Here is a 19,465-nt window from a genome sequence, read left to right on the forward strand (position 1 = left end):
GTGTCTCTTTTTTTACCTGCTTTTGCACGCTTTAAAACTGACAGGCTATTAATTGGAATATATTAACTCGATATAAAAACAATTTGACATCATGTGGAAGATTTAACTATAATTTCATAAAACACAAAAACGCCGAAGAGGATCAGTAAACGAACAATTGTCTATCCCAGAGAGGGGGCCGCTTTCTGAAAGGTCCCTATAGACACTCCGTTGAACCTGCCTCTGAGTTCTGTATCGAAAAGATATATGCGGAGCCATCCGTTATCATGGAAGAGTGTAAAGCGCTGCTTTAAAGAAGGGTGGTACCGCCAATTTCCTGGTCCCTTTTTTGAAGGGGGCTTTTTTGCTTTCCTCGCGTTCCGGACAAGTCGAACTGCGGAAAATAATTTTCTATTATCAGGAAATGAGGTTGAGAAGTATGGCTAAAGAGTTTGTGAAGGAAATTACCTCGATGGATGAGGATTTCGCCCAGTGGTATACCGATGTGGTGACAAAGGCGGATTTGATTGATTACTCAAGCGTGCGGGGATCTATGATCATCCGGCCGTATGGGTATGAATTATGGGAAAATATTAAGCGTGAGCTGGATCGGCGCTTCAAGGAAACAGGCCATGAAAATTTATATATGCCGCTGTTTATCCCTGAGAGCCTCCTTCAAAAGGAAAAAGACCATATAGAAGGTTTTGCCCCAGAGGTCGCCTGGGTCACTCATGGAGGAGAAGAAAAACTGGCAGAGCGCCTGTGTGTACGTCCCACATCAGAAGTGCTGTTTGCCGAGCACTATAAAAACATCATCCACTCTTACCGCGACCTGCCTAAGCTCTATAATCAATGGTCCAACGTTGTGCGCTGGGAAAAAACCACCCGGCCTTTCCTGAGGACCCTTGAATTCCTGTGGCAGGAGGGCCACACCTGCCACGCATCCGACGAAGAAGCACTCGACGAAACAGTAAAAATGCTGAATGTCTATGCCGAAGTATGCGAAAAAGTGCTGGCGATCCCAGTGGTGAAAGGACAGAAGACGGATAAAGAAAAATTCGCCGGAGCCAAGATGACCTACACCATTGAAAGCTTGATGCATGATGGCAAAGCGCTGCAGTCAGGCACCTCTCACCATTTGGGCGATGGATTCGCAAAAGCGTTTGGAATTCAGTTTTTAAATAAAGAAGGAAAACAGCAATATGTCCACCAGACGTCCTGGGGCTTCACAACCCGCATCATTGGTGCCATGATTATGGTCCATGGAGATGACAGGGGACTGGTGATTCCGCCGAATGCAGCACCGGTCCAGGTGATGATTGTTCCTGTAGCCCAGCACAAGGAAGGCGTGCTCGATTATGCCTATGAACTAAAAAAACAGCTCGGTGCCTCTGTTCGTGCGGATATAGATGCAAGTGATAAAAAGCCGGGCTGGAAGTTCAATGAGTATGAAATGAAAGGGATTCCCCTGCGGCTGGAAGTTGGTCCTAAGGATATTGAAAAAGGGCAGGTGGTGCTGGCAAGGCGCGACACCGGGGAGAAGATTATCGTGCCTGAGGCTGAAGTTGAAAGCAGGATTCATGAGCTGTTGACGGATATCCAGGAAAATCTGTACAGAAGGGCTCTTGAGCATAGGGAACAAAAGACAGCGGATGCTGTTACATTTGGGGAACTCCAAAAGATAATTGAAGAAAAAGCCGGATTCGTCAAAGCCATGTGGTGCGGTGACAGGCAATGTGAAGACAGGATTAAAGAAGAAACAGGGGCTACATCAAGATGCATGCCTTTTGAGCAGGAGAAGCTTGCTGATGGATGTGTCTGCTGCGGGAAACCGGCTGAGAAGCTGGTCTATTGGGCCAGGGCTTACTGAAATTATAAAAGCTGCCGGTTCTGACTCCGGCAGCTTCTTTCTCTTTTATCAGCGGATCTTAATATCTATGGTATCTTCCTTGGCATCCTGAGTTTTATCTGCCCAATTTCCGAGCAGGGGACCATCCACTCCATAGACGGGGTCCTTTTCAGGCATTGGAACATGCTTGATATCCTCAATGGCTGCGATCCGTTCACCCTCTTTTCCGGTATTGGTGTTATACGGCATACCATCAGGATAAGCGCCAGCCACTTCGAAATCCGCGCTTGCCGCAATTCTTTTATGGCCGGTGCCGGCAGGGAGAACGAGAATATCTCCTTCTTTCACGTTCAGCTCTCTGCCCTCTTCACCGCCAAGCTTCAGAGTGGCAGTTCCCTTAATGACCCCGAGCACTTCATGCGAATTGCTGTGATAATGGTGAAAATCAAAAATTCCGCCAGTCCAGCTGTTGAGCCAGTTATTTTTATTGAAAGTCTTCTCTATTTCATCTTCCCTTCCTGCGCAGGCACCTGAATATAGGATAACGGGCAGGAGCTCATTATTGGGAATGGTTCCATCATCTTTAAAATAGAACGATTGTACCTCAAGGCGTTCCATACATATCCCTCAATTCTCTTTTTGTAGATGAATTCCCGATTCCGGGAAAATCTAAACAAACGTTTGATTAAGCGCTGTAAAAGGGCGTGGTTCCTGGATTGCTTTTAGGACAGAAAAGGATTGCGGATCTTTAGGCAGAATTCTTTATAATCGGATGAGGTCCGATACAAAAATAGGTGAGAGCAGGGAACAGGGATGAATATCCAGCAGATTATTAAACAGCTGATACAAAAGGGGATACTACATTCAGAGCCAGCCTGCTATGAACAGCTGAGCGGCGGAACTGTGAGTGAATTGTATCTTTTAAAACTAAAAGATGTGAAGTATGTGGCGAAAATAAATAAGCGCGAGATTGTAAAATCGGAAGCCCATTTCCTCCATTCATACAAGGAAACTCATTTTTTGCCGGAGCTAATTTACACGGAACCTTCCTATATGTATTTGGTTTATTCTTTTTTGGATGGATCGGCAGGGCACACAGGGAGCAGTAAGAAAGAATGGCTCAGGGTGCTGGTGCGTGGACTACTGAATCATTACAAGCCTGCTAAAGTCAGGGGCTGGGGATGGGCAGATGAGCCGGCTGAGTCCTGGCAGAGCTTTTTGATGGATAGAATCAGTGAGGCAAATTCTATCCTTCATTCCAAAGTGGATCCGAATGTCTTTCCTCTCGTCAGGAACCTTGTCCAAAAAAGCCGGATAAAGGGCGATCCATTTTTGCTACACGGAGATTTCGGGGTGCATAATTTTATTTTTAAGGAAGGGCGCCTGTGCGGGGTGATCGACCCTGCGCCTGTTCTTGGACCGCCCAGCTATGATCTGATTTATGCCTTTTGTTCATCTCCGGAGGAATTAACAAAAAAAACGATAGATCATGCAGCAGAACAGCTGACGTTTAAAAGGGAGTCCTCTCTATATGAAGAGGTGCTGGTTGGGTTATACCTTAGAATGGCGGCATCCATCAAACATCATCCAAAGGATTTTGAGGAGTACCTTAGAGCCTGGTGTTATTGGGAGAGCATTGTGAATGATGGGAGCAATCTGGGCTAAGGGAAATCACAAGACCCGCCAGTGCTGGCGGGTCTTGTAAGATGGCGGCTCTATGCTCAAGCGCTTGTATAATGGCTGTACCTTTTCTCAAGGTACTCCTGCCAGAATGATACGAGTGTGCAGATTACCCAATACAGGAGGGCGACAACAATATACATGGTCATATAATCAAATTCCCTGCCGCCGACAATCTTGGCTTTTTGGAACATCTCCGGCACGGTGATCATGGCAGCGAGCGAAGAGGCTTTAATCAAATCAAGCAATACATTGGCAAGGGGCGGAACGGCGACCCTGACAGCCTGGGGCAGGATGATGCCCCTGAGTGTCTGCCAGTAGGAGAGCCCGAGCGATGAAGCGGCTTCCCACTGTCCCTTATCAAGGGAGGTCATCGCAGACCGGTTTATTTCTGCCATATAAGCTGCGCTGTTCAGGGTGAAGCCGACGATGGCTGCGGTTATGGCACTGAATTCTACCCCGATCACGGGAAATCCGAAATAAAGCAGGAACAGGATGACCAGGATAGGAACCCCCCTCATCAAGGAGATATAGGCGCGGGCAGGCCATCTTAAAAGAACTGAAGGCGAAGTCCGGGCAAGTGCCAGGAAAAGGCCGAGCAAAAGGCCGGCCCCCATGCTGACAAATGAGATCAGAAGGGTATAGCCGATTCCTTCAAGGATATAGGGGACCGACTCGGCCGCAAGCTCAGGATTGAAGAGATATTCCCACTGTATTCGATCCATGATGCCGTCCCCCTTTCGATTGCTTTAGTCCTGGAATTTTACGTCAGGTTTTTTTGAAACATCAGCGCCTTCATAGAACTGTTTGGACAATTTCTCAAGTGTGCCGTCTTCCTTTATTTCCTTCAGTGCATGGTTTAGTTTTTTCTGAAGTTCAGCATTTCCTTTTTTCATTATGATGGCCTGGTTGTTTGGATAATATTGAATGTCCGGATGAATCGTGATATTCAAATCCTTGTAGTAGCCCACAGCCAGACGCTGAAGATAATAGTCATTCAGAATCACATCTGTGCGTCCTGCATCCAGGTCCTTCAAGTACTGGTCGCTTGATGCGTTGTCATAAATCACTTCCTTGGCCCCGTGTTTCCGTGCGATATCCATGAAGACAGTCGTTGCTTCACCGGCGGCTTTTTTGCCCTTTAAGTCATCAAGTGTCTTAATGCCGGAAAGGTCATCTTTACGGACCATTGCCGTTCCATAGGAATATTTGTAAGGAGTGGAGAAAGCGAACTTCTCTTTTCGTTCATCCGTGATGGAAATATCATTGGCGGCAAGATCTGCCTTGCCGCTGTTGACAGAAGCGAGCATTCCGTCAAATGCCATTTCAGTGAACTCAGCCTTCAAATCCAGACGCTTAGCCAATTCGCGGACGAGCTCCACCTCAAAGCCTGTAAGCTCTTTTGATTTTTCATCATGATAGGAAGTGGGAAACAGTGTTCCGGAAGTTGCCACGGTCAGCTTTCCTTCCTTCTTGATTTTATCCCAGGCCGAAGTTTTTTCCGTATCTTTATTCCCTCCATTTCCACAAGCGGCAAGCACGAGGGAAACAGATAATGTAAGCACCAATAGGGCCGATTTTTTTAACATATGTATCCTCCTTTAATCTGTCAATCCTTTAAAAGATAGCATCAGGATAAGGGATGCGCAAGTAGGTGACTGCGCTCCGCAGCAGCTCTGGTACGAGGTGAAGGCCTAAAAAAATCACCTGCGCGGGTTGCAGGTGATCCTTCCCCGCTTAATTTCCAGGGGTGAGCAGATTGTATTGGATAAATTCAGTTTCCCGGTTATAGCCGTATTTTTCATAGAGTGCCTGTGCAGCTGTATTATCAAGGGCTGTCTGCAGAGAAAGCCCCTTTGCTCCGGTCTTGATGGCATATTCCCTTGCGGCATCAAGCAGAAGCCCGCCAACACCCCTGCTGCGTGCATCGGGATGCACGAACAAATCATTAAGCAGATAAGATTTCTTCATGGATACAGAAGAAAAGAGGGGATACAGCTGGGTAAATCCTACGTAGTTCCCTTCTTCCGAAACTGCGGTAAATATAACAGAATCCTGGTTAATGAACCGCTCTTTAAGAAAGGCAAGGGCTCCTTCTTGATCTTCCGGCTGCTGATAAAAGACCCGATACAAATCAAAAAGCCGGGAAACAGGAATTAAATCTTCTATTGTCGCTTGAACTATTTTCATATTTTCCGCCCCCCTATTATTTCGTTATAGCCGCCTGCAGGGATTGCTCCACCATCTCAAGGAACAGCAGCAGAACTCCATGGTCTTCCGTCAATTCCGGATGAAAGGAGCAGGCGAGCAAATGCCCCTGCCTAGCCATTACGGTACGGCCATCATGAACTGCCAGCACCTCTGTTTGACTCCCGCTTTCTACTATGTATGGAGCCCGAATGAATACAGCCGGAAAAGGATCCAGGAGCCCCTCTATCTCAAGCTCCACCTCAAAACTATCCTTCTGACGGCCGAATGCATTACGCTCCACCGTAATATCCATCAAGCCCAAATGAACATCGTCCGCAGCGGCCAGCGTTCCTGCCAGCAGCACCATTCCGGCACACGTGCCAAAAATCGGCTTCTTAAGCGCTGAAAAAGATTGAATCTCCTCAATGAAACCAAACTGATCCATCAGCTTCCTGATGGCGGTACTCTCACCGCCCGGAATAATCAAGCCATCCACATCTGCAAGCTGATGCGGCAGCTTCACTACGAGCCCCTCATGGCCGGCCGCAGCGATGCTCCGGACATGCTCCTCCACAGCCCCCTGTAAACCAAGGACCCCTATTCTTGCCATTGTGCATCTTCCTTCCTTTTTGGATTACCGTGCCGGCCAGGCTGGCGGTGTAACCTGTGGTTACCGCGTGCTGCCTGTATTCAAAGGCCTTCATCCAGCCGGTTTCTAAAAAAACTGCTGGATTTTAATAAAAATGGGCCTCATTCGCTTGAAAAGAGAGAAGATTACCTATTTTTGTCCTCATTTTTAACTCAAAAGCCACCCAAAAGGATTTTACTTGCGGATTTTCAATTTTACTTGTGGAAACGACCAATTACTTGCAGAAACTGCAGGATTACTTGCGGCCAGCCAAAGAAGTACAGCCGTATTCTGATCGCTGATTCAGGTCACTGCCTTTCTGCGTAGTTTCGCTTCCCATACGATGGCGGCCGGATCAATCTGCTGCTGCTGAGCCACCATTGAAGAGCACCGTCCACCGCTTTTCATCGTTCTTGCATCCTGTCCTCAGGGGTTAGTTTTGAGATTTCAATTCCCTTCATGGCTGTGCCGAGTTCTTTGGATAGTTCGGCTATGAGTTTGTAGTCCTGATAGTGTGTGGTTGCCTGCACGATGGCACGGGCGAATTTTTCCGGGTTGTCTGATTTGAAGATGCCGGATCCTACGAATACGCCGTCTGCACCGAGTTCCATCATGAGAGCTGCGTCAGCCGGTGTGGCAATGCCGCCGGCGGCGAAGTTGACGACCGGGAGGCGGCCTTCACGCCTGATTTCAAGCAGGATGTGATAAGGGGCTCCAAGGTTTTTCGCTTCGGTCATGAGTTCGTCTTCGCTCATGTGGGTGATTTTTCGTATTTGGGCATTGACGGTCCGCATGTGCCGGACGGCTTCGACGATATTTCCTGTTCCCGGTTCTCCTTTGGTGCGGAGCATGGATGCGCCTTCGCCGATCCTTCTGGCTGCTTCACCCAGATCACGGCAGCCGCAGACAAAGGGAACGGTGAATGTATTTTTCTGCAGATGGAATTCTTCATCTGCAGGAGTCAGTACTTCGCTTTCATCCAGGTAATCCACACCCATTGCTTCAAGCACACGTGCTTCGACGATATGGCCGATGCGTGCCTTTGCCATTACAGGGATGGTGACTGCGTTCATGACTTCTTCGACGATACGCGGATCCGCCATTCTTGCGACACCGCCGGCAGCCCTGATATCTGAAGGCACCCGTTCCAGGGCCATGACAGCCACAGCTCCGGAAGCCTCGGCAATTTTCGCCTGCTCAGCGTTGATAACATCCATGATGACCCCGCCTTTTTGCATGTGAGCCATTCCTCTTTTGACACGGTCTGTACCAGTAAGTAAATGAGACATCTTAACCCTCCTGAATTGTTTGAAAATTGTTTATTGTAAGTATATGAAGAAGTTGACTTGATAAAAAGTGCCAGTTTTATATAAAATGATGATGTCAGATAGAAATTCAACGGAGGGGATATGCATGGATATGCTGTCATTCCAGCTGGACCGTGGAGATAAAAGATCTCTGTATGAACAGCTGTATGAATATATAAAACAAGAAATTATTGAGGGCCGCCTTGTCTTTCAAACGAAGATGCCATCCAAAAGGAAGCTCGCCGAATTTTTGCAAATCAGCCAGAATACGATAGAAACAGCCTATGAACAGCTTGTGGCAGAAGGATATATCGAATCCATCCCGCGCAAAGGGTATTATGTACTGGCCTATGAAGACTTGGCTTTCGTCAGCAAGGGAAGTCCCGGCAGCCAGCCGGAAAATAAAGCTGCGGTCGAGCCTCTTTTTCATTTCCACCCAAGCCGCATTGATACGGCGCCGTTTCCTTTTGCCCGCTGGAGGAAGTATGCCAAGGATATTTTCTGTGAAGAAAATCAGGAGCTGCTTTCGCTCGGGGATTATAAAGGGGAGCTTGCGCTGCGGAAAGAAATTGCCCTATATCTCTACCATTCAAGAGGGGCGGTATGTTCACCTGATCAAATCATCATCGGCTCAGGTACCGAATATCTTCTGCCTCAGCTGGTGCACCTGCTTGAGGATGCCAGTGCCTATGCCATAGAGGATCCCGGGTATCAGCTCACAGGCCATATTCTTTCCAGCCGCGATAAAAGAATCATTCCAATCGAGGTGGATGAAGAGGGCATCAGGGTGGAGCCCATCAAAGATGGAATGGTGGATGCGGTATATGTCACTCCATCACATCAGTTCCCTTATGGGAGTGTTCTCTCGATCAACAGGAGGACACAGCTGCTTAACTGGTCACATGAAGCCCCGGGCCGTTATATTATAGAGGATGATTATGACAGTGAGTTCCGATACAGCGGAAAGTCGATTCCCTCGCTCCAAAGCATGGATAAGGGAGAGAAAGTCATTTATTTAAGCACCTTTTCCAAATCGCTCATGCCCTCAATCCGGATTGGGTATATGGTGCTGCCGCCCGAGCTTTTGAAAAAGTATGAGCGCGAATTTTCCTTTTACAGTTCAAGCGTTCCGCGGTTCGATCAGCATATACTCGCCAGGTTCATGAAAGAAGGGGACTTCGAACGGCACTTGAACCGGATGCGGAAGATTTACCGGAGAAAATTGGAGACGCTGACAGAGCTGCTGAGGCCCTATGAAAATATCATTGAAATCATCGGGGACAGCGCCGGGCTTCATGTGATCCTCCGCGTCTGGGCAGGGATGACCGAGAAAGAACTGATCAGCCGGGCGGCGGAGCATGACATCCGGATTTACGGTCTTTCCAAATATTCTCTCGTGGAGAGGGAAAATGGCGCACCCTCCATCGTATTGGGGTTTGCAGGGATACCGGAGGAAGAGCTGGAGAAAGGCATGGGGCTCCTGCTTGAAGCCTGGGGTCTGAAATGAACGGAACTATTATTCTGCCAAATTCATTAAAAAGCCGGCAAAGTAAAAAAATGACCGCCTTATTTTATCCGTTTACATTGAATTCTGTGTCCCCTTTTGTATAATAAAGTAGTTTCATGTAAAACTTTGGCTAAATTTCCAGCAGACAAGATTCCGGGAGGGATATTATGAGTGTTAATCAAATTATACGTTTTGAAAATGTAACAAAAAGCTATGATCATACAACAGTGCTCGATTCAGTAAGCTTTGAGATTGAAAGAGGAAAGTTTTACACCCTCCTGGGACCCTCGGGCTGCGGAAAGACGACAATCCTGCGTTTGATTGCAGGGTTTATAGAACCGACTGAAGGAAATATTTACTTCGATGGAAAAATCATCAATACATTGCCGGCCAATAAACGCCAGGTGAATACCGTTTTCCAGGACTATGCTCTTTTCCCTCACCTGAATGTATTTGAAAATGTGGCATTTGGCCTTAGAATTAAAAAGCTCGGGGCCGCAAATATTGAAGCGAAAGTAATGGAGGCCTTGAGGTTTGTCAATCTGGCAGGCTATGAGTCCAGGGAAATCAGCGAAATGTCAGGCGGCCAGCGCCAGCGTGTGGCCATTGCCCGGGCTATTGTAAATGAGCCGGAGGTTATTCTGCTTGATGAACCGCTTTCCGCCCTTGATTTAAAGCTTCGTACGGAAATGCAGTATGAGCTTCGCGAGCTGCAGCAGCGCCTGGGCATCACTTTCATTTTTGTGACTCATGATCAGGAAGAGGCACTTGCCATGTCAGATGAAATTTTTGTACTGAATGAAGGAGTCATCCAGCAAAGCGGAACTCCCATTGATATATATGATGAACCAATCAATCGATTTGTGGCCGACTTTATCGGAGAGTCCAATATTGTAGAGGGGAGAATGGTTAAGGACTTCCTGGTATCCTTCGCAGGGCAGCAGTTTGACTGTGTGGACAGGGGATTCAGCCCGGGCCAGCCGGTAGATGTAATCATACGTCCGGAAGACCTTCTGATTACCACGCCTGAGCTCGGGAAGCTGCAGGTAAGAGCGGACTCCCAGCTTTTCCGCGGTGTCCACTATGAAATCAGCAGTTATGACAAGGACGGAAATGAATGGCTCGTCCATTCCACGAAGAAGGTCAAGGTGGGCGAGGATATCGGCCTGTATTTTGAACCGGAAGCCATTCATGTTATGAAACCGGGCGAAACGGAAGAGGAATTCGATAAGCGGATTGAGGCATATAAAGAGGAAAGCCATGAATAGAAGCACGAGGAACTTATATCTTATCCCATATGTGTTATGGCTCGTGTTGTTTGTTGCTGCGCCCATCCTGCTTGTTCTTTATTATTCATTTTTCAATATTGAGGGCGATTTTTCCTTTGGCAATTATGCCGCCTTCTTTTCACCCGTTTATTTAAAGATGACTCTGAGTTCATTCTGGTATGCCTTTTTGATCACTTTGTTTTCCTTGATCATTGCGTATCCGGCAGCCTATCTTCTGACAAAGACCAGGCACAGGAAGCTCTGGCTTCTGCTCATCATCCTGCCATCCTGGATCAATCTTCTGCTGAAGACATATGCATTCATGGGGCTTCTTGGCACAAAGGGGGCCGCCAATCAGGTTCTTGAAGCGGTCGGGATCGGCACCCAGCAGATTTTATTTACGGACTTCAGCTTTGTGTTTGTCAGTGTATATATTTTCATTCCATTCATGATTCTGCCGATTTATAACTCATTGATCGAGCTTAATCCAACCTTGCTATATGCGGCTGAAGACCTTGGAGCTTCTTCATGGGTCACCTTCCGAAGGGTCATTTTCCCGCTGACTGTGAACGGAGTGAAGGCCGGCTGCCAGGCTGTATTCATCCCGGCCCTGTCACTGTTCATGATCACAAGGCTGATTGCCGGGAACAGGGTCATCACACTTGGAACCGCGATCGAACAGCATTTCCTCGTAACCCAGGACTGGGGTATGGGGGCCACGATCGCCGTGTTCTTAATCATTGCCATGGTCCTGATCATGATCTTGACAGGCAAAGGCAGGAAAGGGGTAAAGGTATATGGGAAAAATTAAATGGACCGCCCTTTATCTGCCGATTGTGTTTTTCATTCTATATGCTCCTATTTTTTATTTGATTTTCTACTCCTTCAACAGCGGCGGAACGATGAATAACTTTGAGTCGTTCACCCTGAAATGGTATAAAGAGCTGCTCGGTGACACCAGGCTTCTGATCATTGTCATGAATACGGTGATCGTGGCTCTCCTGTCTTCCGCGATTGCGACCATCATTGGGGTGCTGGGAGCCCTTGGCATTGCCTATATGAAAAAGATGCGGGTGAAAAATACGTATATCTCGCTGAATAATGTATTGATTGTCAGCCCGGATGTCATCATCGGCGCCTCCTTTTTAATCCTGTTTACCATCGCAGGCATTAAGCTTGGCTTCACATCCGTCCTGCTCTCGCATATCGCCTTCAGTATCCCGATTGTTGTGCTGATGGTGCTGCCCAAGATTAATGAAATGAGCCCGACCTTGATAGATGCGGCCCGTGATCTCGGAGCGAGCAGCTTTGATGTTCTTGCAAAGGTCATCCTGCCCTTCATCACTCCCGGGATATTTGCCGGGTTCTTTATGGCCCTGACTTATTCACTGGATGATTTCGCCGTTACTTTCTTCGTGACAGGAAACGGCTTTACCACACTTTCAGTGGAAATCTACTCCCTGGCGAGGCGCGGGGTTTCATTGAATATCAATGCCCTGTCTACGATTCTGTTTGTGCTGACACTGGTGCTGGTAATCGGATATTATATGCTTAACGCACGTAACAGCCATTCCCGCAGAATGGGGGTCCCAAAATGAAAAATCTAATCCGCGGTTTTATCATCATTGTTCTGATATCGGCTGCGCTTCTATACGGAGTGCACAGGCTCAATTCGGCGCAGGGACTTTCTGGCGGAAATACGCTCACCATTTATAACTGGGGAGATTATATTGACGCCAAGCTGGTCAAACAATTTGAAAAAGAGACCGGCATCAAGATCATTTATGAAACCTTTGATTCCAATGAAGCGATGATGACCAAGATCGAACAGGGCGGAACTGCGTATGATCTTGCTGTTCCCTCTGAATACGCTATTGATAAAATGAAAAAAGAGGGGCTGCTGGTCCCGCTCGATCATTCGAAGCTGCCTAACCTGAAATATATTGATTCCCGCTTCATGGACCTGCCATTTGACCCGGATAATAAATATTCCATCCCTTATTTCTGGGGAACAGTCGGCATCGCCTATAATCCTAAGCTTCTTGGCGGAAAGAAAATCACCGGCTGGAATGACCTCTGGGATAAGGATCTGAAGAATCAGATTCTGCTTGTGGACGGCGCCCGTGAGGTGATGGGAATGGGACTGAATTCTCTGCACTACTCCCTGAATGATACAAATAAGGAGCATCTGAAGCAGGCAAAAACCAAGCTCGACTCGCTCACTCTCAATATCAAAGCCATTGTCGGTGATGAGATCCGCATGCTGCTCCAAAATGATGAGGCAGCAATCGGGGTGGTATGGTCAGGTACAGCTGCCGAGCTGATGTGGGAAAAAGAAGATATAGAATACGTCGTTCCCAAAGAAGGCTCAAATCTTTGGTTTGATAATATGGTCATACCTAAAACATCCAAGAATCCGGAGGCAGCACATAAGTTCATCAACTTCATGCTGAATCCCAAAACTGCCGCTCAAAACACAGAATATGTAGGCTATTCCACACCGAATAAAAAAGCCCTGGATTATATGGACAAGGAAACGGTCGGGGATAAACGATTTTATCCGGATAAAGATATGACCTCCAAGCTTGAAGTCTATGAAAACCTGGGTAAGAGGAACCTTGCCTATTATAACGAACTGTTCCTGCAGTTTAAAATGCATCGAAAATGAAGAGATCCCTGCGGGGGTCTCTTTTTTGCCGGCCTCGCGGACCAAGTGCGGGAGTGGGAAAGACAGGGCCAAAGTGATCGTAACTTAACCATTACGACCCGTTTCCCTTAATGGTTAGGCCGAGCAAGGCATAAAAAACCGGTTTAGATCAACTCTCCATAAAATGAGGGCCAAACTGGTCATAAAAAAAGGATTAAGACCAGTTTCTCTAAAATGGCGGACCGTATTGATCATAAAACTCCACTAAGGTTACTTCCTCTTAAAACTGGGACAACCTTGTCCTAAAACTATCAAAATCCTTTCCGGCTAAATTTAAAAGTCATTACAGTCCTTAAATATTCCCGTGCCTCCGCTTATTTTAAGAGAACTTAACAGTTTATTACTAATTATGGAATAAAATGTGATAAAATTTTTGTAAACAAAAGGAAGCGAGGAGAGAAGTCGTGGAGATCGAACCCCAAAAGAAGAGCAAAAGCCATGTTTCTATCAGGTTCAATTTGATTTTCTTCTTCGTGTTTATCTTATTTTCTGTACTGGTGGTAAGGCTTGGCTTTGTCCAGATCGTCTATGGGGAGGATTATCGCAGGGAAGTGGAACGGACGGAAGATGTGACGGTGAAAAATCCGATGCCCAGGGGAGAGATCATGGACCGCTACGGGAAAACCATTGTGGATAATACACCGGAGCGGGCTATCACTTATACACGTCAGCAGGACACTAAACCAAAGGAAATGCTCCGCATTGCAAGAAAGCTATCCGCATACATTTATAAGGATCCAAAGAAGGTAACAGACCGTGACAAGCGGGACTTCTGGATTCTGCTTAATCCGAAAAAGGCGGGTAAAAAGGTAACAAAGACCGAAAAGAGGATGGTCGAGACGGGCAAGCTGGAAGAAAAGGATCTGTATCAGTTCCAGCTGGCCAGAATCACCAACGCAGAATTGAAGGAACTGGATGGAGAGCTCGAGGTGCTGGCCATCTTTCGCGAGATGAACAGCGGTTATCCGCTGACTGCCCAGTTCATCAAAAATAAAAGCGTGACAGATAAAGAATTTGCTAAGGTCAGTGAACACCTTGATGATCTTCCGGGTGTGGATACCTCCATTGACTGGGAACGTGAGTACAAGTTCGGCAAGACCCTGCGTTCTGTGCTTGGAGCTGTGACCACTTCTGAGGAAGGGCTGCCGAAGGAGCAGGCGGATCAATACGTAGCGATGGGTTACAACCGGAATGAGCGTATTGGAAAAAGCTATCTGGAGATGCAGTATGAGGACGTGCTCAGCGGCAAGAGAGAGCGGGTGCAGAATGTCACCTATAAGGGGACAACGGTCAGCTCGAAGACGATATCCGAGGGGCAGAGGGGCAATGACCTTGTCCTTACCATTGATATGGAGCTGCAGAAGATAACAGAAAAGATCGTGGAAGAAGAACTCGTAAAAACAAAGCATAGATATGGCGACACACCTTTCCTCGACCGGGCCTATACGGTTCTGATGGATCCTTATACGGGAGAAATCCGGGCCATGGCCGGCAAGAGGTATGTAAGGGACAAGGAAACAGGCGAGTATAAGATACAGGATGATGCCCTGGGCACCTTCACGACTTCCTATACGATGGGATCTGTAGTCAAGGGGGCAACCGTGCTGACCGGCTATGAAACGGGTGCGATTTATCCGGGAAACAGCGAGTTTGATGCACCTGTGAAGATCAAGGGTACACAAGTGAAGAAATCCTATGCCAATTTTGGCTGGATCAATGACCGGGAAGCACTGATGGTTTCTTCGAATGTATATATGTTCAAAACAGCGATGAAAATTGGGGGTGCTCATTATATCCCGGATGGAGCCCTGAACCTGAAGGACGGCACTTTTGATATAATGAGGAACAATTTTTCCCAGTTCGGCCTTGGCGTCAAGACGGGCATTGACCTGCCAAATGAAACCTCAGGAGTAAAAAATGCCGAGACGAGGCCCGGACTCCTGCTCGATTTAGCCATCGGCCAGAATGATACGTATACACCGCTTCAGCTCGTTCAGTATGTCTCCTCGATCGGGAACGGAGGGTATAGAATCAAGCCGCACCTCGTCAAGCAGATTCGGCAGCCGGGCGGGAAAGAGGGAGAGCTCGGCCCTGTCTTAAGAGATATAGAACCGGTTGTGCTGAACCGTTTAAGCATGAAGCCTGAATGGATTGAAAATGTACAGACAGGCTTCAGAATGGTCATGCAGCAGCAGCGAGGCACCGGATACAAGGTATTCGGAGGCAAGGGCTATGACATTGCCGGCAAAACAGGGACGGCCCAGGCCTTTTATGACGGACCGGACCGGAAGAATTACGGGAAAGAGCCGCCTCCGACCTGGAATATCACCCTCATTGGGTATGCACCAAGCGAAAAGCCTGAGATAGCCATGTCGGTAGTGGTGCCATGGGCGTATCAATCCAGTGATCACGGCATGAACAAAAACATCGGAAGCAGGGTGATGGACGCCTACTTTAACCTTAAGAAAAAGAGGGATGGGAAAGAAAATCCAGATAAAAAAACAGACTCGGTTAAACCGGGCTGATTACCAAAACAAAGCCATCCTAGTCATATAGACATGAAATTTTCACATTTGCGTATCCAGCACTGAGACTGATTTGGTAAGATGTTACTAGCGGTCTCTTTTCTTTTGCGGGGGACAATCCCCATTTCCCGAATTATTTCCCAAAAAGACCGCATGTAAAAATTACCAGATATAAATGCTTAATTGCTATCTTTATAAAATGAAATAAGGGTAGAACAAGATAAGAACATAGAAAGGAGGGATGAGAGTGATTGATGCAGTGAAAAGGAAATTTCCTTTTTTATTATTGCTTCTGATCATCCCGCTGCTTGGGACGGTATATAAAGTGCTGAATGAACATCCGCAGAAAGCTGTGAGCATCTCGACTCCGCTCGATCAGCATATACCTTTTGTCCCTGTTTTCATCATTCCGTATATTATTTGGTATGGCTATATATTGTTTTATTTAATGTATTTCTGTTTCAAGGACACAAAGGTCTATATGAAATCCCTGATCACGATTGTGATAGGCGAGCTCATCTGCTTTGCCGTGTTTTTCTTTTTCCAGACAACTGTTTCGCGGCCTGACCTGACCATAGACACACCATTCTATCCCCTGGTCCAGTTCATCTATAGCAATGATCAGCCGTATAATTGTTTTCCAAGCATCCACGTCCTAACGACCTACGTCATCATGCTTGCTTCCCTTCATATCAAGAAAAAGCACAAATTCCATACACTCCTGATCCAAGGTCTGGGAAGCTTGATCATTCTGTCCACCTTGTTTGTGAAACAGCATGTGATCTGGGATATGATTGGATCAATGTTCCTTGTATGTTATATTTACGGATTCATTTTCGATTACTATCAGGTCAGAGTTTCGCAGAAAGCGAAGACCCTGCAAATAAAAAAATAATGATACCTGCTGCTGAAACTTTGGTTTCAGCAGTTTTTTTAGTTGTCGGCCCGTCAGAATTATTTTACAATTACCTGGCAAGCGCTGCTGTGAATTCATAAACAAAGGATGCTGCCTAAAATGGTCTGGAGACTAAAAAAATTCAATGAATTAACTTCTATCGAACTTTATAACATATTGCAGGAGAGAACCAGGGTGTTCGTTGTGGAACAGGACTGCCCTTATCTGGAAGTGGATGGTAAGGATTTGGAAGCTTATCATCTTTTCAAGGAAAAAGATAGTGAAATTATGGCCTACCTGCGTGTTCTGCCGCCAGGGGTTTCCTATCCCCAGGCTTCTCTTGGACGGGTGATGGTAAAGGAAGAGTACCGGGGGGAGGGCCTGGCAAAGGAATTGGTTGCAAAGGGCCTGGAGGTGATCCGGCAGGAACTGGGGGAGAGTGCTGTGAAGATCCAGGCACAGAACTACCTGAACAAATTCTACGGCTCCTTCGGTTTCCAGGCAGTGAGCGAAATCTATCTGGAAGATAATATCCCCCATATCGATATGGTTTTAAAAATAGAAACAGAAAAAAGCCGCCTCTGACTCTTTCCTTGAAAGATGGCATAAAAATGGATTTCTCTCACACACTAAAAGGAAATCTTTTAGGGAGTGATTCAAATGGATGCAAACCGAGTGAGACAGATTTTATCTTCTTCAGCAGACATCAGTGTGGAATATAATGGGGTGGCTGTCTGGATCGACAACCTGAATGAGGATGGCAGAACAGCTATGGTCCACCCGCTCGACCTCGAAGAAAAGACTACAGTCGAGATCGGCGAGCTGAAAGAAGTATAAAAACAAACCCGTATTCCATGCTTGGCTTGAAATAGAGAAGAGCAGGAACAAACACAATATGGTGCCAGGTTTTCATCCAAAACCTGGCTGTTTTTTTATCCTGCAATGGAGAGCCTGCAAATAATTAACAAAGTTCAGTAAACCCATGTAGAATAGAGATTAATAGTTCTTATGTTCAGAAAGAAAGAAGGAATAGGGATGGAGAGTCAAGCACTGATTGCAGTCACCATTTTTCTAATTACATACGCAATCATCATTACAGAAAAGATTCACAGAACGATTGTTGCACTTCTAGGCGCAGTTTCACTTATATTATTTGGCATTATGGACCAGGAAGCTGCCATCCACCATATCGATTTCAACACCATTGGCTTATTGATCGGTATGATGATCATCGTCTCGATCACTGCGGAAACGGGTATCTTCAAGTACCTGGCCATTAAAACAGCCAAGCTTGCCAAGGCGGATCCGCTCAGAATCCTCATTGCCATGGCAGTCCTGACGGCAGTGGCATCCGCTCTTCTGGATAATGTAACCACAGTCCTGCTGGTTGTACCAGTGACATTGAGCATTACATCCAGGCTTAATGTCAATCCAATGCCATATCTCATCTCACAGATCATGGCTTCCAATATCGGAGGAACAGCAACAATGATCGGCGACCCGCCTAACATCATGATCGGGAGTGCCGTGAAAAGCCTGACATTTCTTGATTTCATTACGAATCTGGCACTCATAAGCTTTTTTATTCTCTTTGTGACGATAGCGATATTCGCCTTTATTTACAGAAAGAAATTGAGAACAACAGACAGCCTGAAGCAGGAATTGATGAAAAGCGATGAAACGAAAGAAATCAAGAATACGACTCTTTTAAACAAGTGCATATTCATAATCGTACTTACAATTTCAGGATTCTTCCTGCATCAATTCATCCATATTGAAACGGCTACCATTGCACTGTTCGGGGCCTTCCTGCTCCTTTTGCTTACGGGTGAGGATCATCTGGAAAGCTCGCTTGAGCGAGTGGAATGGACAACCCTCTTTTTCTTCATCGGTTTGTTTGTTATCGTCGGCGGGCTTGTGGATACAGGAATCATCAAATCCATTGCAAGCCAGGCTATTGAACTGACAAAAGGGAACCTCACGGCAGCAACGATGCTGATCCTGTGGGTCAGCGCCATCGCTTCTGCCTTTATTGACAACATACCATTTGTCGCCACCATGATCCCGCTGATCAAGGATATGGGATCCATGGGCATAACGAACCTTGAGCCATTATGGTGGAGCCTTGCACTTGGGGCATGCCTTGGTGGCAACGGCACATTAATCGGCGCAAGTGCTAATCTCGTGGTTGCAGGACTGGCGGCAAAAAAAGGCCACCATATATCCTTTGTCAAATACCTGCTGATAGGATTTCCACTCATGCTTTTGAGCATCATCCTGTCTACGGTATATATTTATTTACGATATTTGCTATAGACTCTCTTGATATGATTGTTGTTTTCTAATAGGTTTGGTGAGGAGTTTTCATCATTTAACAAAGTTAATTGGAGCGGAAGGCGCGAGACTCCTGATCCAGCTCCAAGCTGAAACCTCGAGTCATAAGCCAAGCCGGCTATGGGAAGAAAGAGCGCTATTAGGCAGGCACCGCTTTCCGCTTTTCAATGCGGGAGCTGGGGGACAGGTGAGACCTCGCAGGCAAAGCCGGGGAGGCTCAGCGCCCGCAGCGGAAATCCACTTTCTTGTTTAATAAATACAAAAACTGCCTTTTAAAAAAGGGTAATTGTTGAATCAATAGAATGAGTATGGTAGAATCAAAACACAATATATTGTATCGTTATATTAATCAAACAACTAAATATAGATGTTCAAAGTTGGTGTCCTTCTAGTAAGGAATTAAAAGGGAATCCGGTTAGAATCCGGAACTGTCCCCGCAACTGTAAGTGTGGACGAAATAAGAACACCACTGTATAAGCGGCTTAACGGTACTTATATGGGAAGGTCTTAAAGTAGGGAGAAGCACGAGTCAGGAGACCTGCCAGTGATGAACGATAGTTTCAATTTCTTCGGGGATTTGAGAAGATGAAACGATG

General features: G+C 46.6%; 18 protein-coding genes, 1 riboswitch and 1 other annotated feature. Of the genes, 12 read left to right on the top strand and 6 right to left on the bottom strand.

What is annotated here, in order from left to right; all coding sequences use genetic code 11:
• Positions 1-123: 123 nt before the first annotated feature.
• Positions 124-328: a binding site (T-box leader), on the top strand.
• A gap of 90 nt (positions 329-418) precedes the next feature.
• Complete coding sequence (gene proS, locus V1501_RS01080) at positions 419-1,849, top strand: proline--tRNA ligase (protein WP_409291042.1); 1,431 nt, start codon at positions 419-421, stop codon at positions 1,847-1,849.
• Positions 1,850-1,897: 48 nt separating this feature from the next.
• Here the strand turns inward: proS and V1501_RS01085 are convergent, their stop codons facing one another.
• The gene (locus V1501_RS01085; RefSeq protein ID WP_409291043.1) at positions 1,898-2,446 is read right to left on the bottom strand and encodes a cupin domain-containing protein; all 549 of its coding nucleotides are present in this window, start codon (positions 2,444-2,446) and stop codon (positions 1,898-1,900) included.
• A 195-nt stretch (positions 2,447-2,641) separates the two neighbouring features.
• Between V1501_RS01085 and V1501_RS01090 the strand changes: the two genes are divergently transcribed.
• Complete coding sequence (locus tag V1501_RS01090; protein ID WP_409291044.1) at positions 2,642-3,493, top strand: aminoglycoside phosphotransferase family protein; 852 nt, start codon at positions 2,642-2,644, stop codon at positions 3,491-3,493.
• 56 nt (positions 3,494-3,549) lie between these two features.
• Here V1501_RS01090 and V1501_RS01095 read toward each other — a convergent pair whose 3' ends face one another.
• The 5 genes from V1501_RS01095 to pdxS form a co-directional block, all read right to left on the bottom strand.
• Complete coding sequence (locus V1501_RS01095) at positions 3,550-4,233, bottom strand: amino acid ABC transporter permease (RefSeq protein ID WP_409291045.1); 684 nt, start codon at positions 4,231-4,233, stop codon at positions 3,550-3,552.
• A gap of 24 nt (positions 4,234-4,257) precedes the next feature.
• Entirely contained in the window at positions 4,258-5,097 is an 840-nt protein-coding gene (locus V1501_RS01100; protein ID WP_409291046.1) for a transporter substrate-binding domain-containing protein, read from the bottom strand.
• Positions 5,098-5,245: 148 nt separating this feature from the next.
• The gene (locus tag V1501_RS01105; protein WP_409291048.1) at positions 5,246-5,698 is read right to left on the bottom strand and encodes a GNAT family N-acetyltransferase; all 453 of its coding nucleotides are present in this window, start codon (positions 5,696-5,698) and stop codon (positions 5,246-5,248) included.
• A 16-nt stretch (positions 5,699-5,714) separates the two neighbouring features.
• Complete coding sequence (pdxT, locus tag V1501_RS01110) at positions 5,715-6,308, bottom strand: pyridoxal 5'-phosphate synthase glutaminase subunit PdxT (RefSeq protein WP_409291049.1); 594 nt, start codon at positions 6,306-6,308, stop codon at positions 5,715-5,717.
• 422 nt (positions 6,309-6,730) lie between these two features.
• Entirely contained in the window at positions 6,731-7,615 is an 885-nt protein-coding gene (pdxS, locus tag V1501_RS01115; RefSeq protein WP_409291050.1) for a pyridoxal 5'-phosphate synthase lyase subunit PdxS, read from the bottom strand.
• Positions 7,616-7,739: 124 nt separating this feature from the next.
• Between pdxS and V1501_RS01120 the strand changes: the two genes are divergently transcribed.
• The 10 genes from V1501_RS01120 to V1501_RS01165 all read left to right on the top strand — a co-directional run bounded on the left by V1501_RS01120 (position 7,740) and on the right by V1501_RS01165 (position 18,851).
• Positions 7,740-9,140, top strand: a complete 1,401-nt coding sequence (locus tag V1501_RS01120; RefSeq protein WP_409291051.1) for a PLP-dependent aminotransferase family protein — start codon at positions 7,740-7,742, stop codon at positions 9,138-9,140.
• 167 nt (positions 9,141-9,307) lie between these two features.
• The gene (locus tag V1501_RS01125; RefSeq protein WP_409291052.1) at positions 9,308-10,408 is read left to right on the top strand and encodes an ABC transporter ATP-binding protein; all 1,101 of its coding nucleotides are present in this window, start codon (positions 9,308-9,310) and stop codon (positions 10,406-10,408) included.
• On the top strand, positions 10,401-11,219 hold the full coding sequence (locus V1501_RS01130; protein ID WP_409291053.1) for an ABC transporter permease: 819 nt from the start codon (positions 10,401-10,403) through the stop codon (positions 11,217-11,219). The genes V1501_RS01125 and V1501_RS01130 overlap by 8 nt, the downstream gene beginning before the upstream one ends.
• Positions 11,206-12,006 (top strand): ABC transporter permease, encoded by an 801-nt coding sequence (locus V1501_RS01135; RefSeq protein WP_409291054.1) that lies wholly within the window; start codon positions 11,206-11,208, stop codon positions 12,004-12,006. The genes V1501_RS01130 and V1501_RS01135 overlap by 14 nt, the downstream gene beginning before the upstream one ends.
• Positions 12,003-13,076, top strand: coding sequence for a PotD/PotF family extracellular solute-binding protein (locus V1501_RS01140; protein WP_409291055.1), 1,074 nt, complete (start codon positions 12,003-12,005; stop codon positions 13,074-13,076). The genes V1501_RS01135 and V1501_RS01140 overlap by 4 nt, the downstream gene beginning before the upstream one ends.
• 443 nt (positions 13,077-13,519) lie before the next feature.
• Positions 13,520-15,640, top strand: coding sequence for a peptidoglycan D,D-transpeptidase FtsI family protein (locus V1501_RS01145; protein ID WP_409291056.1), 2,121 nt, complete (start codon positions 13,520-13,522; stop codon positions 15,638-15,640).
• Positions 15,641-15,887: 247 nt separating this feature from the next.
• A complete protein-coding gene (locus tag V1501_RS01150) occupies positions 15,888-16,535 on the top strand; it encodes a phosphatase PAP2 family protein (protein ID WP_409291057.1) in 648 nt (215 codons plus the stop codon).
• A 120-nt stretch (positions 16,536-16,655) separates the two neighbouring features.
• Positions 16,656-17,120 carry a GNAT family N-acetyltransferase gene (locus tag V1501_RS01155; RefSeq protein ID WP_409291058.1) on the top strand — a complete coding sequence of 155 codons (465 nt, stop codon included), beginning with the start codon at positions 16,656-16,658 and terminating at the stop codon, positions 17,118-17,120.
• Positions 17,121-17,195: 75 nt separating this feature from the next.
• A complete protein-coding gene (locus V1501_RS01160; protein WP_409291059.1) occupies positions 17,196-17,372 on the top strand; it encodes an H-type small acid-soluble spore protein in 177 nt (58 codons plus the stop codon).
• Positions 17,373-17,570: 198 nt separating this feature from the next.
• The gene (locus V1501_RS01165; protein WP_409291060.1) at positions 17,571-18,851 is read left to right on the top strand and encodes an ArsB/NhaD family transporter; all 1,281 of its coding nucleotides are present in this window, start codon (positions 17,571-17,573) and stop codon (positions 18,849-18,851) included.
• A 379-nt stretch (positions 18,852-19,230) separates the two neighbouring features.
• Positions 19,231-19,430: riboswitch (cobalamin riboswitch) on the top strand.
• Positions 19,431-19,465 lie beyond the last annotated feature (35 nt).

Source organism: Paraperibacillus esterisolvens (genome assembly GCF_046237625.1).
GTDB classification, from domain to species: Bacteria; Bacillota; Bacilli; order Bacillales; family DSM-1321; genus Paraperibacillus; species Paraperibacillus esterisolvens.

Excerpts from the sequence above, each read along its gene's own strand:
- proS (WP_409291042.1), top strand. The coding sequence starts at position 419 with ATGGCTAAAGAGTTTGTGAAGGAAATTACCTCGATGGATGAGGATTTC.
- V1501_RS01085 (WP_409291043.1), bottom strand. The coding sequence starts at position 2,446 with ATGGAACGCCTTGAGGTACAATCGTTCTATTTTAAAGATGATGGAACC.
- V1501_RS01090 (WP_409291044.1), top strand. The coding sequence starts at position 2,642 with ATGAATATCCAGCAGATTATTAAACAGCTGATACAAAAGGGGATACTA.
- V1501_RS01095 (WP_409291045.1), bottom strand. The coding sequence starts at position 4,233 with ATGGATCGAATACAGTGGGAATATCTCTTCAATCCTGAGCTTGCGGCC.
- V1501_RS01100 (WP_409291046.1), bottom strand. The coding sequence starts at position 5,097 with ATGTTAAAAAAATCGGCCCTATTGGTGCTTACATTATCTGTTTCCCTC.
- V1501_RS01105 (WP_409291048.1), bottom strand. The coding sequence starts at position 5,698 with ATGAAAATAGTTCAAGCGACAATAGAAGATTTAATTCCTGTTTCCCGG.
- pdxT (WP_409291049.1), bottom strand. The coding sequence starts at position 6,308 with ATGGCAAGAATAGGGGTCCTTGGTTTACAGGGGGCTGTGGAGGAGCAT.
- pdxS (WP_409291050.1), bottom strand. The coding sequence starts at position 7,615 with ATGTCTCATTTACTTACTGGTACAGACCGTGTCAAAAGAGGAATGGCT.
- V1501_RS01120 (WP_409291051.1), top strand. The coding sequence starts at position 7,740 with ATGGATATGCTGTCATTCCAGCTGGACCGTGGAGATAAAAGATCTCTG.
- V1501_RS01125 (WP_409291052.1), top strand. The coding sequence starts at position 9,308 with ATGAGTGTTAATCAAATTATACGTTTTGAAAATGTAACAAAAAGCTAT.
- V1501_RS01130 (WP_409291053.1), top strand. The coding sequence starts at position 10,401 with ATGAATAGAAGCACGAGGAACTTATATCTTATCCCATATGTGTTATGG.
- V1501_RS01135 (WP_409291054.1), top strand. The coding sequence starts at position 11,206 with ATGGGAAAAATTAAATGGACCGCCCTTTATCTGCCGATTGTGTTTTTC.
- V1501_RS01140 (WP_409291055.1), top strand. The coding sequence starts at position 12,003 with ATGAAAAATCTAATCCGCGGTTTTATCATCATTGTTCTGATATCGGCT.
- V1501_RS01155 (WP_409291058.1), top strand. The coding sequence starts at position 16,656 with ATGGTCTGGAGACTAAAAAAATTCAATGAATTAACTTCTATCGAACTT.
- V1501_RS01160 (WP_409291059.1), top strand. The coding sequence starts at position 17,196 with ATGGATGCAAACCGAGTGAGACAGATTTTATCTTCTTCAGCAGACATC.
- V1501_RS01165 (WP_409291060.1), top strand. The coding sequence starts at position 17,571 with ATGGAGAGTCAAGCACTGATTGCAGTCACCATTTTTCTAATTACATAC.